This is a genomic window from Citrobacter sp. C13 (assembly GCF_014596815.2).
Classification (GTDB): domain Bacteria; phylum Pseudomonadota; class Gammaproteobacteria; order Enterobacterales; family Enterobacteriaceae; genus Citrobacter; species Citrobacter portucalensis.
Map to the genome: position 1 here is coordinate 3651421 of NZ_CP115024.1, position 12694 is coordinate 3664114.

Here is a 12694-nt window from a genome sequence, read left to right on the forward strand (position 1 = left end):
CAATAATGGGGTACGGCCGATATGGATTAACACCTGGTGCTGTTGCAGGTGAGGAGGAAGAATGAAAATTACCGTACTGGGATGTGGAGCGCTAGGACAGCTTTGGCTTACCGCGCTATGCAAACATGGACATGAGGTGCAAGGGTGGCTACGCGTACCGCAACCCTATTGCAGCGTAAACCTGATCGACACGGATGGGTCAGTTTTTAATGAATCCCTGACGGCAAACGACCCCGACTTTTTGGCAAAAAGCGACCTGCTGCTGGTCACCCTGAAAGCCTGGCAGGTTTCTGATGCGGTAAAAGGCCTGGCCGCAATTCTGCCTGAAACCACCCCGATTCTGCTGATTCACAACGGTATGGGGACGATTGAAGAGCTGCATAGCATTAAGCAACCTCTGCTGATGGGCACCACCACCCACGCGGCACGCCGTGACGGGAACGTCATCATTCATGTCGCTCAGGGAACAACGCGCATTGGTCCGGCGCGTGAACAAGACGGTGATTTCAGTTATCTGGCTGAAGTCCTGCAAGAGGTGCTACCGGACGTCGCCTGGCACGACACTATTCGCGCCGAGCTGTGGCGCAAACTGGCCGTCAACTGTGTCATTAACCCGCTGACCGCATTATGGGATTGCCCAAACGGCGAGTTACGCCATCATCCTGAAAAAATAGCACTCATCTGCGAGGAAGTGGCCGCGGTCATTGAACGCGAAGGCCACCACACATCTGTGGATGATTTACGCTATTATGTCGAGCAAGTGATTGACAGTACGGCGGAAAATATCTCATCGATGCTGCAAGACATACGTGCCCTGCGCCATACTGAGATCGACTACATTACCGGTTATTTGTTAAAACGCGCCCGCGCGCACGGCATCGCCGTTCCGGAAAATGCCCACCTGTTTGAAATGGTTAAGAGAAAGGAAAGTGAGTATGAGCGCTCAAGCACTGGTATGTCTCGCCCCTGGTAGTGAAGAGACCGAAGCGGTCACCACTATCGATCTGCTGGTTCGCGGCGGAATTAAGGTCACAACCGCCAGCGTCGCCAGCGATGGCGGCCTGACTATTGTGTGCTCACGCGGAGTAAAGCTGCTGGCGGATGCACCATTAGTCGAAGTTGCTGACGGCGATTTCGACATTATCGTGCTACCGGGCGGTATTAAAGGCGCCGAGTGTTTTCGCGACAGCCCGCTGCTTATCGAAACCGTGAAACAGTTTCATCGTTCCGGGCGCATTGTCGCGGCAATTTGCGCCGCGGCCGCCACCGTACTCGTCCCACACGATATTTTCCCCATCGGTAACATGACCGGTTTTCCGGCGCTGAAAGACCAAATTCCCGCTGACCAGTGGCAGGACAAGCGCGTCGTATGGGATCCGCGCGTCAATCTGTTAACCAGCCAGGGACCGGGAACCTCAATCGATTTCGGTTTAAAAATCATTGATCTGCTGGTGAGTCGCGAAAAAGCTCACGAGGTGGCGTCACAACTGGTGATGGCCGCGGGAATCTATAACTACTACGAGTAAATCTTCGAGCCACTCCCTTATAAGGAATCATAATGAAAGGATATCTGAGTGGAGTGGCTTTACTGCTCCTTTCCGGTTATGCCACAGCGACGCAACTCGAAATAAAGAGTATTGAGTATCGCTATCCCGGAAGCACTGAAATGCAGTATCGCGTGCCATGGTTTTCCTCGACGGATAACCCCAAAGTTGCAAAACGCATTAACGATTATATTTTCGCAAGCTTTATCAATCAGCTACCGGGCAATACTCCACAGGCCACAGTAAATCAGTTTGCGAAATCAGCCATGAATCCCACCGCAAACCTTGACTACACGGTTGAGTATCGCGACGCAAAAATCCTGACGCTCAACATGTTTATCGAAGGTTGCGGGGCGTATTGCGAGTCGTACAATGTGCCGATCAGCTTCGATTTAGCCGGCGGTGCGGCAATTACCCTTAACGATCTCTTTTCCCGGGCTACAATCGCCGAATTAAACACCCGCATCAGAAAAAAAATCCGCGGCCAAATTGATACCTTTGTTACGGCACATAATTCGCAAACACCAGAACAAATAAAAGAAGAGAAAGGTGAAGATTTTAACTATGCCGAATTCTACGCATCGTGCGCAACCTACACCGACGGTTTGTACTACATCGACAAATTCTCCCTGCAAAAAGACCATCTGGCTTTCCTGAACGGACGCTGTAGCAACCACGCCATCCGTGCGCTCGACGAGTTGGGTGATTTCACAACGAAAATCCCAACCGCGGAACTGCAAAATCGACTCACACCGTACGGCCAATATCTGACTACCGCAAAGAGTACAACACCAGTTTCGCCAGCGCCCGGCATTGACGGCAAAGTCATGTACGGCACGCTGGGAAAAAGCATGCGTATTGTGTTGAAGGTGGACTGCAAATACGGTGATTTTTTTGAAGGGGCTTACTTTTACCAAAAATTTGGCGCACCGATTGAATTGACCGGCAAATGCGACACAGCCGACAATCAACATTATGAACTGAAGACATCTGCGGCTGAACAAACGCAAGAGAAGATAACGCTAGAGTTAAAAGACGGTGTCTATCAGGGGCTCTGGGAGTCGAACGGGAAGACGCTTCCCGTGCGGTTTGAATAATATCGTTATATTGCCGGATGGCGGCGTAACCGCCTTATCCGGCCTACAACACGGTGTTTACTCAATTACGGGCGATACACCTTCACGTTCTCAAAGCCCTGCTCGCGCAGATAAAGCGCCTGCAGACGGCTCATCACTCCGCGTTCACACCACAGCAGCCAGGTTTTACTCTGGTCCAGATCGCCGAATTTAGTGCTCAGCTTGTAGAATGGCAGAGAAACGACGCCCACACCTTCAATCTTCAGCGGTTTATCATCCTGTTCATCCACAGAACGGATATCAAGGATTACGTCATTCGGGCCGAAACCGCTCACGGTTTCCACTTCTACCACGGTCTGCTGCGTCTGCTGGGCGATATCGCGAATATCGATATTGTTCGCTTCTTCAACCACTTTATCGAGGATAGAGAAATCGAAGTTTTCTTCTTCGGCCTCAATCTTCGCTTTGATCGCTTTCACCGTCGGGCTTTTTGAAATCACACCGCAGTATTCCGGCATGGTACGGGCAAAGTCCTCGGTACCAATTTCACGCGCCAGATTGATGATGTGCTCTTTATCATGGGAGATAAGCGGGCGCAGGATCAGGGTGTCGGATACGTTATCGATCAGACGCAGGTTGGTCAGCGTCTGGCTGGACACCTGGCCCAGTGCTTCACCGGTTACCAGCGCCTGTACGCCGTAGCGCTCAGCGACTTTCGACGCCGCGCGAACCATCATACGTTTGAGAACCACGCCCATCTGGCCGTCATCAACTTTCTCCAGGATCTCACCGACCACCGGTTCAAAGTTGATAGCAACAAAACGCACGCGATGCGAACTACCGAAGCGATTCCACAGGTAATGCGCCACCTGGCGAACGCCGATTTCATGCGCTGCGCCGCCAAGGTTAAAGAAGCAATAGTGCACACGGCAGCCGCGACGCATCAGCATATAGCTGGACACACCGGAGTCGAAACCGCCGGAAATCAGCGACAGTACGTCTTCCTGCGTCCCAATCGGGAAACCACCAATACCTTCATAGCGGCCTTTAACCAGCAGCAGACGGTCGTTTTCGATTTCAAGATTAACGGTCACATCCGGCTTCGTCAGCTTCACGCGTGCAGATTCAATATGTTGGTTCAGTCCACCGCCAACATAACGTTCCACCTCAATGGAGCTAAACTCATGCTTCCCGCGACGCTTCACGCGTACACAGAAGGTTTTACCTTCCAGTTGATCGCGATACTGCACCAGTGCCTTCTCAAAAATATCGTGCATATCGGTAAACGGCACGTCTTCTACTTCGAGAATGTGGTGGATACCCGGAATACGGGTCAGCGCGTCGCGAATATCCAGGCGCTGGCTTTCATCTTTAGCGCGAACCTCAACGTGATCCCAGTGACGGACAACGGCAAGGTCTTCATCATAGTGCTTTAAAACGTTACGAATGTTCCCTGTCAGAATTTTTATAAAGCGCAAACGCACAGATTGGCTTTTGATGGTGATTTCTGGGAACAATTTAATGATAAACTTCATGGCGGCAATGGTTCTTAGGCAAGTCTGAATGACTTGTAATGGAAAAAAATACAGCAGCCCATACCCGCGACTGCATCCAGGCGCGCAAGTATATCACCATCACGCGGCTACTGTGCACATTGCGCGTTATTTGCTTATCAGTGCGAGTCCGTTACCATAGTCTTGTGCTGCCAATACAGAGAGTCAGACATTCATTATGCCGAAGAAAAATGAAGCGCCCGCCAGTTTTGAAACCGCGCTGAGCGAGCTGGAACAAATTGTTACCCGTCTGGAAGGCGGCGACCTGCCGTTAGAAGAAGCGTTGAACGAATTCGAACGTGGCGTACAGTTGGCGCGTCAGGGACAGGTCAAATTACAACAGGCTGAACAGCGCGTACAAATCCTGCTGTCAGATACTGAAGACGCCGCCCTTACGCCTTTTACACCGGATAATGAGTAAATGGATTTTACGCAGCAGCTACAGGCTTGCGTTGAGCAGGCAAACCAGGCACTGAGCCGTTTTATCGCGCCACTGCCCTTTCAGAACACTCCCGTGGTAGAAACCATGCAATATGGCGCATTATTAGGCGGTAAACGTCTGCGCCCGTTCCTGGTGTATGCGACCGGTCAGATGTTTGGTGTCAGCCTGAGTACGCTTGATGCTCCCGCTGCCGCCGTCGAATGCATTCATGCCTATTCGCTGATGCACGATGATTTGCCCGCGATGGATGACGATGACCTGCGACGCGGTCTGCCGACTTGCCACGTAAAATTTGGCGAGGCAAATGCGATCCTGGCCGGAGATGCGCTACAAACGCTGGCATTCTCCATTATCAGCGACGCCCCAATGCCGGAAGTCACTGACCGTGACCGCATCGCGATGATCTCTGAACTGGCTCAGGCCAGCGGCATCGCCGGTATGTGCGGCGGCCAGGCACTGGATCTGGAAGCTGAAGGTCATCAGGTTGAGCTGGATGCACTGGAGCGGATTCACCGCCATAAAACCGGAGCATTGATTCGCGCCGCCGTGCGTTTGGGGGCGTTAAGTGCTGGCGATAAAGGGCGAGAATGCCTGCCAATACTCGACAAATACGCAGAAAGCATCGGTCTGGCTTTCCAGGTTCAGGATGACATCCTGGATGTGGTAGGCGATACTGCAACATTGGGTAAACGTCAGGGTGCTGACCAGCAGCTTGGCAAAAGTACCTATCCTGCACTTCTGGGTCTTGAGCAAGCCCAGAATAAAGCCCGGGATTTAATCGAGGACGCCCGCCAGTCGCTAAGTCTGCTGGCCGCACAGTCACTCGATACCTCGGCACTGGAAGCGCTAGCGGACTACATAATCCAGCGTGATAAATAAACCAACATATCCCATGAGCTTGCGATGAGTTTTGATATAGCCAAATACCCGACCCTGGCGCTGGTCGACTCCACCCAGGAGTTACGTCTGCTGCCAAAAGAGAGCCTGCCAAAGCTTTGCGACGAACTGCGCCGCTATTTGCTCGACAGCGTAAGCCGTTCCAGCGGGCACTTCGCCTCTGGTCTGGGCACGGTGGAACTCACCGTCGCGCTGCACTATGTCTACAACACCCCGTTTGACCAGTTAATCTGGGATGTGGGACATCAGGCTTATCCGCACAAAATTCTGACTGGTCGCCGCGATAAAATCGGTACCATTCGTCAGAAAGGCGGCCTGCATCCGTTCCCATGGCGCGGTGAAAGCGAGTATGACGTACTGAGCGTTGGGCACTCTTCAACCTCCATCAGCGCAGGTATCGGTATTGCGGTTGCCGCCGAGAAAGAAGGTAAAGAGCGCCGTACCGTGTGTGTGATTGGTGATGGAGCCATCACCGCAGGGATGGCGTTTGAAGCGATGAACCACGCGGGCGATATTAGGCCCGACATGCTGGTTATCCTCAACGACAACGAAATGTCGATTTCAGAGAACGTTGGCGCGCTGAACAATCATCTGGCACAGCTGCTCTCTGGCAAACTCTACTCCTCGCTGCGCGAAGGCGGGAAGAAAGTCTTCTCCGGCGTGCCGCCGATTAAAGAACTGCTCAAACGTACTGAAGAACACATTAAAGGTATGGTTGTGCCGGGGACTCTGTTTGAAGAACTGGGCTTTAACTATATCGGTCCGGTGGACGGTCACGACGTGCTGGGGCTTATTACTACGCTCAAAAACATGCGCGATCTGAAAGGCCCGCAGTTCCTGCACATCATGACCAAAAAGGGTCGTGGCTACGAGCCTGCGGAAAAAGATCCGATAACCTTCCACGCGGTACCCAAATTCGATCCGTCCAGCGGATGCCTGCCGAAAAGCAGTGGCGGCCTGCCGAGCTATTCAAAAATTTTCGGTGACTGGCTGTGCGAGACCGCAGCGAAAGACAATAAGCTGATGGCAATCACCCCGGCGATGCGCGAAGGTTCCGGAATGGTGGAGTTTTCACGTAAGTTCCCGGACCGCTATTTCGATGTGGCGATTGCCGAGCAGCACGCGGTGACGTTTGCTGCCGGTCTGGCGATTGGCGGCTACAAGCCGGTGGTAGCCATTTACTCGACCTTCCTGCAACGCGCCTACGATCAGGTGCTGCACGATGTAGCCATCCAGAAACTGCCGGTCCTGTTCGCCGTTGACCGGGCAGGGATTGTTGGCGCAGATGGACAAACCCATCAGGGGGCTTTCGATCTCTCCTTCCTGCGCTGCATCCCGGAAATGGTCATCATGACCCCGAGTGATGAAAACGAATGCCGCCAGATGCTGTTCACCGGCTATCACTACAATGACGGTCCAACGGTCGTGCGCTACCCACGCGGCAACGCGGTAGGCGTTGAGCTGACCCCGCTGGAACAACTGCCAATTGGTAAAGGCATCGTGAAACGTCGCGGGGAAAAAGTGGCGATTCTCAACTTCGGCACCCTGATGCCGGAAGCCGCTCAGGTAGCAGAGTCGCTGAACGCCACTCTGGTCGATATGCGTTTTGTGAAACCACTGGATGAAACGTTGATCCTTGAAATGGCTGCCCAACACGAGGTGCTGGTTACCATTGAAGAGAACGCCATTATGGGTGGTGCTGGCAGCGGCGTAAACGAAGTGCTGATGGCCCATCGTAAGCCCGTCCCGGTGCTGAACATTGGCCTGCCTGACTTTTTCATCCCGCAGGGAACTCAGGATGAAGCTCGTGCCGATCTGGGTCTGAATGCCGCCGGAATTGAGGCCAAAATCAAGGCCTGGCTGGCATAATCCCCTCCCCGCTCCTGCTATGCTTAATTCATCACGAGCTAAGCAGGAGTGGATTGATGAAATACAACATCTTAGGAAAAACCGACCTACGGGTCTCCCGCCTTTGCCTGGGTTGCATGACGTTTGGCGAACCCAATCGCGGCAATCACGCCTGGACGCTACCTGAAGAAAGCAGTCGCCCGATAATCAAACACGCCCTTGAGGGCGGCATTAACTTTTTCGATACCGCCAACAGCTACTCCGCTGGCAGTAGCGAAGAGATTGTCGGCCGTGCGCTGCGTAATTTCGCCCGCCGCGAAGATGTCGTGGTCGCTACCAAGGTTTTTCACCAGGTGGATGATTTAGCGGAAGGTTTATCCCGCGCACAAATCCTGCGCTCAATCGACGACAGCCTCAGACGCCTGGGTATGGACTATGTGGACATCCTGCAAATTCACCGCTGGGATTACAACACGCCAATCGAAGAAACGCTGGAGGCTCTAAACGACGTCGTGAAAGCCGGTAAAGCTCGCTATATTGGCGCCTCATCCATGCACGCTTCACAGTTTGCCCAGGCTCTGGCCTTACAGAAGCAACACGGCTGGGCGCAGTTCGTCAGCATGCAGGATCACTACAACCTAATCTACCGCGAAGAAGAACGCGAAATGCTGCCGCTTTGCTATCAGGAAGGCGTGGCCGTCATCCCATGGAGCCCGCTGGCGCGCGGTCGCCTGACGCGTCCCTGGGGAGAAACGACCGCACGTCTGGTTTCCGATGAAGTCGGTAAAAATTTGTACAACGAGAGCGATGAAAATGACGCGCAAATCGCCGCACGACTGACCGGTGTCAGTGAGGAGTTGGGTGTAACGCGGGCACAGGTTGCGCTGGCCTGGCTGCTGAGCAAACCCGGCGTGGCAGCGCCAATTATTGGCTCTTCGCGTGAGGAACAGCTGGATGAGTTGCTCAACGCGGTAGATTTAACGTTGAAGCCGGAGCAAATTGCCGAGCTGGAAACGCCGTACAAACAGCATCCGGTGGTGGGATTTAAATAAGCGCGGTTGAAGATTGTAGGCCGGATAAGCATAGCGCATCCGGCACTGATCGCCCGATGTCTCGGCGTTTATCGGGCCTACAATAGCCCCTGAAAAGGGTTAAATGATACCTACCGGCCAGTGATGACCGATAAAATACAAAATTCCGGCAGAGAGTATTCCAGCCACAATATCGTCGATCATGATTCCCGTCCCGCCATGCACGTTGCGATCGAACCAACGAATCGGCCACGGCTTCCACATATCCAGAATACGGAAAATCACAAATCCGGCGGCAACCCACTGCCAGTCGTTTGTCGGCAGCGCCATCAGGGTAATCCACATCCCGACAAACTCGTCCCAGACAATACTACCGTGATCGTGCACGCCCATATCTTTCGCCGTTTGATGGCACAGATAAACGCCGATACAGATAGATAACATCACCACCAGCGAATACAGCTGCCACGGCAGAAAGGTCATTAAATACCAAAAAGGGATCGCCGCCAGCGATCCCATCGTGCCAGGAACAATTGGGCTCAGCCCGCTGCCAAAACCGGTGGCTAACAGGTGCCACGGATTGCGCATACTCAGGCGGCTTTTGGCGACATCTTTTTTAAGGCGCGGCAAAATGGTCATATCCTTTCCAGTCAAACGTGACGGGTTTTCCATCGCGCGTAAAGTGAATGCCTTCCACGTCCGCGCTCATCTGCCCAATGCAGGTAAACGCTGCGCCGAGATTTCCCAGCGCCACGTCCAGCGCACCACGATTAATTTCCGGTACGGTAAAGCATAACTCATAATCTTCACCGCCCGAGAGCGCCCAGCGCAGGGCCTGTTCCGGCTCAACGTGCTGTGACAATGCCGTGGAGTACGGCAGCACATCAACGTTAACCCGTGCGCCACAGCCGCTGGCATTAACGATGTGCCCCAAATCGGAAATCAAACCGTCGGAAATATCGATAGCCGCACTGGCCAGATCGCGCAGGGCTTGTCCCTGCAAAATACGCGGCGTGGGACGCAGATGGCGTTTCAGCAGATAGTCCGCGTCTGTTGCATCTGCAACCTGCAATCGGTTCTGCAAAATCGCCAGCCCGGCCGCACTGTCACCCGGCGTGCCGGTAACATAAATCCAGTCACCCGGTTTCGCGCCAGAGCGTTTTAAGGCCCGCCCAACGGGGACGTAGCCATGGATACCCAGCGTCATCGACAGCGGCCCACGCGTGGTGTCACCGCCAATCAGCTGCATATCATAGTAATTGAGGAGTTCAAACAGGCCATCGCTGAAGGCTTCCAGCCAGGCTTCATCGACGTCAGGTAACGTGAGCGCCAGCGTCAACCACGCAGGATCTGCCCCCATCGCCGCCAGATCGCTCAAATTCACCGCCAGCGCTTTCCACGCGAGATCGGTCGGATCAATGTCGGGGAGGAAGTGGTTACCTGCCACCAGCGTATCGGTACTGATCGCCAGCGTTTGTTTTTCAGGGATGTTCAGAAGTGCGCAGTCGTCACCAATACCGGTTTCGACATCAAGACGGGACGTTCTTACGCGGTCAAAATAACGGGCAATCAGGGAAAACTCGCCGCATGCCATACGTTATGCCTCAGCAGAAAAAAAAGAAAAAGCCGGGGACAGCGGAAACAGGTTCCACCATCCAGCCGGCCTCGGGATTACTTTTTGTTGGGGCGAATCACAGGTGCTGCTTTATCCAGTACGCCGTTCACGAATTTGTGGCTATCTTCAGCGCCGAAGGTTTTTGCCAGTTCAATCGCTTCGTTGATGGCCACTTTGTACGGCACATCACTACGTTTAGACAATTCAAACAGCGCAATACGCAGTACAGCTTTTTCTACCTGACCCAGCTCTTCCAACAGACGAGACAGATAAGGCTTCATTAATCCATCCAGGTACGCGCTGTTAGTCGCCACCCCGGACAGCAGTTCACGGAAATACAGAACGTCGACATCTTTAACGTCCTGTTCCGCCAGGAACTGGTATTCAACATCAGCGATGTCGTTCTGGGACAACTGCCAGGAGTAGAGCGCCTGGACGGCACACTCACGGGCGCGGCGACGAGCAGCAGGTTTCACGGATTTCCCCTTACAAAAATCAGGCCTTGATGGCTTTCAATACATTAATCATTTCAAGCGCAGTCAGTGCAGCTTCTGCGCCTTTGTTACCGGCTTTAGTGCCAGCACGTTCGATGGCTTGTTCAATACTTTCGGTGGTCAGAACACCGAAGGCTACCGGAATGCCACTGTCCTGAGCGACATGCGCCAGGCCATTGCTTGCACCGCCAGCCACATATTCGAAGTGCGCGGTACCGCCACGGATCACCGTACCGAGCGCAATCACCGCGTCGTATTTACCGGTTTTTGCCAGTGCGTCGGCCGCCAGTGGCAGCTCATATGCACCTGGAACCCAAACAACGGTAATGTTTTCATCTTTAACCTGGCCAATACGTTTCAGGGCGTCGATAGCACCTTCCAGCAGGCTGTCATTGATAAAGTTGTTGAAACGCGCAATGGTGATGGCGACGCGAGCGTCCGGGGTAGCAACGTTAGCTTCAATAATGTTCATATTCTTCCTTCGGGTTCGATTTATGGCCCCGTAAGGGGGGCGGATTTTATCATAATATTCTGTGCGCTGCTTCCTCTAAATCAGAAAGCCTCACGCAGTCGTTAAATGCAGGCAAACGTCCGGGCCCACCTGGCGTATCTCATTGAATTTGAAATGGGGTGCGTCAGCCAGTTTCTCAAGGCCTGGAAGCACACATAATCCTCTCGCATCGCTGCCTAACAGTTTAGGCGCAACATAAACGATTAGCTCATCGACCAAACCGGCCTGTAATAATGCCCCTGCGAGCGTTGGGCCTGCTTCAACCCAAATGCTGTTAATTTGCTGTTTGCCCAGTTGCATCATTAGCACCACCAGATCCAGATGCCCGTTATGTTCCGGCACCTTCAGGCTGCGCACCGTCTCCGGCCAGCTACGAGGGTCGTCTTCAGTCCGGACAATCCAGGTTTCTCCTGGCTGTTGCACAATTTGGTGCTCCGGTGTGACCTGATTCTGGCTATCAAGAACAATGCGGATTGGCTGGCGCAGCTCTTCCTGCGGGTAACTCGCCTGAGTTGACTCCCCTAGCTCCGACCAACGCACGGTTAGCTGAGGGTCGTCTGCCAGCACCGTAGAACTGCTGGTTAAAATGGCATGGCTTTGCGCGCGCAAGCGTTGCACATCGCGGCGCGCCTGTGGCGAGGTAATCCACTGGCTTTCACCGCTGGCCATCGCCGTACGGCCATCAAGCGACGCGCCAAGCTTAAGCTGAAGATACGGGAATCCCGTACGCATGCGCTTGAGGAAGCCTTTATTCAGTTGCTCAACTTCGCTCATCATCAGCCCGTGGCTGACGTCGATGCCCGCCTGCTGTAAACGGTAGAGCCCACGTCCTGCGACCTGCGGATTGGGATCCTGCATCGCCGCAACCACACGCGACACCCCCGCCGCAATCAGCGCATCGCAACACGGCGGCGTGCGACCATGATGACTGCAGGGTTCGAGCGTCACGTAGGCAGTTGCCCCCTGCGCTTTTTCTCCGGCCATCCGCAGAGCATGAACTTCGGCATGCGGTTCGCCCGCACGGTGATGATATCCTTCACCGACGATCTCCCCATCTTTCACAATCACGCAGCCCACGTTGGGGTTGGGGTGAGTGGTAAAACGTCCGCGCGCAGCAAGCTTCAGCGCGCGCGCCATGTACAATTCATCCTGCATGGCTTAGTCCTGTAGGCGAGCAATCTCTTCGCCAAATTCTTTGATATCTTCGAAACTCCGGTAGACAGAGGCAAAGCGGATGTAGGCGACTTTATCGAGCTTTTTCAACTGCTCCATCACCAGGTTGCCAATCATCTTACTCGGCACCTCACGCTCGCCCGTCGCACGCAGCTGTGATTTGATATGGTTTAACGCCATTTCGACGTCATCTGCGCTGACAGGCCGTTTCTCAAGCGCTCTGAGCATGCCGCTGCGCAGCTTTTCTTCATTAAAGGGTTCACGCACATCGTTGCTTTTCACAACGCGCGGCATGACAAGTTCAGCCACTTCAAAAGTGGTGAAACGTTCGTTACAAACCAGACACTGCCGACGGCGGCGTACCGAGGAGCCCTCGCCTACAAGACGAGAGTCAATTACCTTAGTGTCTACGGCGAAACAGAATGGGCAATGCATACGGCGTCCTGTACCTCAGTGGTTAACAGAATCTATTTTACCCTGAACTGCCGTGACAACAAAGGCGCTGCGCTT

14 protein-coding genes are annotated in these 12694 nt (G+C 53.7%); 7 read left to right on the forward strand and 7 right to left on the reverse strand.

Annotated elements, in window-relative coordinates:
* Positions 1 to 61 precede the first annotated feature (61 nt).
* From panE to IB222_RS17560, 3 genes are read left to right on the forward strand one after another with little or no spacing between them, the layout of a single operon-like run.
* Entirely contained in the window at positions 62 to 973 is a 912-nt protein-coding gene (panE, locus tag IB222_RS17550) for a 2-dehydropantoate 2-reductase (protein WP_149281124.1), read from the forward strand.
* Complete coding sequence (gene yajL / locus IB222_RS17555) at positions 936 to 1526, forward strand: protein deglycase YajL (RefSeq protein ID WP_149334988.1); 591 nt, start codon at positions 936 to 938, stop codon at positions 1524 to 1526. Before panE ends, yajL begins: the two co-directional genes overlap by 38 nt.
* Positions 1527 to 1558: 32 nt before the next feature.
* The gene (locus IB222_RS17560) at positions 1559 to 2641 is read left to right on the forward strand and encodes a hypothetical protein (protein WP_149384059.1); all 1083 of its coding nucleotides are present in this window, start codon (positions 1559 to 1561) and stop codon (positions 2639 to 2641) included.
* A gap of 65 nt (positions 2642 to 2706) precedes the next feature.
* On the opposite strand, the gene thiI is transcribed toward IB222_RS17560, so the two are convergent.
* Positions 2707 to 4155 carry a tRNA uracil 4-sulfurtransferase ThiI gene (gene thiI / locus IB222_RS17565; RefSeq protein WP_126319040.1) on the reverse strand — a complete coding sequence of 483 codons (1449 nt, stop codon included), beginning with the start codon at positions 4153 to 4155 and terminating at the stop codon, positions 2707 to 2709.
* 196 nt (positions 4156 to 4351) lie between these two features.
* On the opposite strand from thiI, the gene xseB reads away from it, so the two are divergent.
* The 4 genes from xseB to yajO are packed head-to-tail and all read left to right on the forward strand — an operon-like array spanning position 4352 to position 8412.
* Complete coding sequence (gene xseB / locus IB222_RS17570) at positions 4352 to 4594, forward strand: exodeoxyribonuclease VII small subunit (RefSeq protein WP_003021586.1); 243 nt, start codon at positions 4352 to 4354, stop codon at positions 4592 to 4594.
* Positions 4595 to 5494 carry a (2E,6E)-farnesyl diphosphate synthase gene (gene ispA / locus IB222_RS17575; protein ID WP_008783932.1) on the forward strand — a complete coding sequence of 300 codons (900 nt, stop codon included), beginning with the start codon at positions 4595 to 4597 and terminating at the stop codon, positions 5492 to 5494.
* 24 nt (positions 5495 to 5518) lie between these two features.
* The gene (gene dxs / locus IB222_RS17580) at positions 5519 to 7381 is read left to right on the forward strand and encodes a 1-deoxy-D-xylulose-5-phosphate synthase (protein WP_079938385.1); all 1863 of its coding nucleotides are present in this window, start codon (positions 5519 to 5521) and stop codon (positions 7379 to 7381) included.
* Between the two features lie 56 nt (positions 7382 to 7437).
* Complete coding sequence (yajO, locus tag IB222_RS17585; protein ID WP_149384058.1) at positions 7438 to 8412, forward strand: 1-deoxyxylulose-5-phosphate synthase YajO; 975 nt, start codon at positions 7438 to 7440, stop codon at positions 8410 to 8412.
* Between the two features lie 99 nt (positions 8413 to 8511).
* Here the strand turns inward: yajO and pgpA are convergent, their stop codons facing one another.
* The 6 genes from pgpA to nrdR form a co-directional block, all read right to left on the reverse strand.
* Complete coding sequence (gene pgpA / locus IB222_RS17590; protein ID WP_003021578.1) at positions 8512 to 9030, reverse strand: phosphatidylglycerophosphatase A; 519 nt, start codon at positions 9028 to 9030, stop codon at positions 8512 to 8514.
* Positions 9008 to 9985 (reverse strand): thiamine-phosphate kinase, encoded by a 978-nt coding sequence (gene thiL, locus IB222_RS17595; RefSeq protein WP_126319044.1) that lies wholly within the window; start codon positions 9983 to 9985, stop codon positions 9008 to 9010. The genes pgpA and thiL overlap by 23 nt, the downstream gene beginning before the upstream one ends.
* A gap of 77 nt (positions 9986 to 10062) precedes the next feature.
* Positions 10063 to 10482 carry a transcription antitermination factor NusB gene (gene nusB, locus IB222_RS17600; protein WP_000801129.1) on the reverse strand — a complete coding sequence of 140 codons (420 nt, stop codon included), beginning with the start codon at positions 10480 to 10482 and terminating at the stop codon, positions 10063 to 10065.
* 19 nt (positions 10483 to 10501) lie between these two features.
* Positions 10502 to 10972, reverse strand: a complete 471-nt coding sequence (gene ribE, locus IB222_RS17605) for a 6,7-dimethyl-8-ribityllumazine synthase (RefSeq protein WP_003021575.1) — start codon at positions 10970 to 10972, stop codon at positions 10502 to 10504.
* A gap of 90 nt (positions 10973 to 11062) precedes the next feature.
* Positions 11063 to 12166: a bifunctional diaminohydroxyphosphoribosylaminopyrimidine deaminase/5-amino-6-(5-phosphoribosylamino)uracil reductase RibD gene (ribD, locus tag IB222_RS17610; RefSeq protein ID WP_063941301.1), complete on the reverse strand. Its 1104-nt coding sequence runs from the start codon at positions 12164 to 12166 to the stop codon at positions 11063 to 11065.
* Positions 12167 to 12169: 3 nt separating this feature from the next.
* On the reverse strand, positions 12170 to 12619 hold the full coding sequence (nrdR, locus tag IB222_RS17615; protein ID WP_003021571.1) for a transcriptional regulator NrdR: 450 nt from the start codon (positions 12617 to 12619) through the stop codon (positions 12170 to 12172).
* Positions 12620 to 12694: the final 75 nt, after the last annotated feature.

Bases quoted from the DNA above. Each gene is read 5' to 3' on its own strand.
- thiL (WP_126319044.1), bottom strand. From the start codon at position 9,985: ATGGCATGCGGCGAGTTTTCCCTGATTGCCCGTTATTTTGACCGCGTA.
- yajL (WP_149334988.1), top strand. From the start codon at position 936: ATGAGCGCTCAAGCACTGGTATGTCTCGCCCCTGGTAGTGAAGAGACC.
- ribE (WP_003021575.1), bottom strand. From the start codon at position 10,972: ATGAACATTATTGAAGCTAACGTTGCTACCCCGGACGCTCGCGTCGCC.
- thiI (WP_126319040.1), bottom strand. From the start codon at position 4,155: ATGAAGTTTATCATTAAATTGTTCCCAGAAATCACCATCAAAAGCCAA.
- panE (WP_149281124.1), top strand. From the start codon at position 62: ATGAAAATTACCGTACTGGGATGTGGAGCGCTAGGACAGCTTTGGCTT.
- pgpA (WP_003021578.1), bottom strand. From the start codon at position 9,030: ATGACCATTTTGCCGCGCCTTAAAAAAGATGTCGCCAAAAGCCGCCTG.
- yajO (WP_149384058.1), top strand. From the start codon at position 7,438: ATGAAATACAACATCTTAGGAAAAACCGACCTACGGGTCTCCCGCCTT.
- IB222_RS17560 (WP_149384059.1), top strand. From the start codon at position 1,559: ATGAAAGGATATCTGAGTGGAGTGGCTTTACTGCTCCTTTCCGGTTAT.
- ispA (WP_008783932.1), top strand. From the start codon at position 4,595: ATGGATTTTACGCAGCAGCTACAGGCTTGCGTTGAGCAGGCAAACCAG.
- dxs (WP_079938385.1), top strand. From the start codon at position 5,519: ATGAGTTTTGATATAGCCAAATACCCGACCCTGGCGCTGGTCGACTCC.
- xseB (WP_003021586.1), top strand. From the start codon at position 4,352: ATGCCGAAGAAAAATGAAGCGCCCGCCAGTTTTGAAACCGCGCTGAGC.
- ribD (WP_063941301.1), bottom strand. From the start codon at position 12,166: ATGCAGGATGAATTGTACATGGCGCGCGCGCTGAAGCTTGCTGCGCGC.
- nrdR (WP_003021571.1), bottom strand. From the start codon at position 12,619: ATGCATTGCCCATTCTGTTTCGCCGTAGACACTAAGGTAATTGACTCT.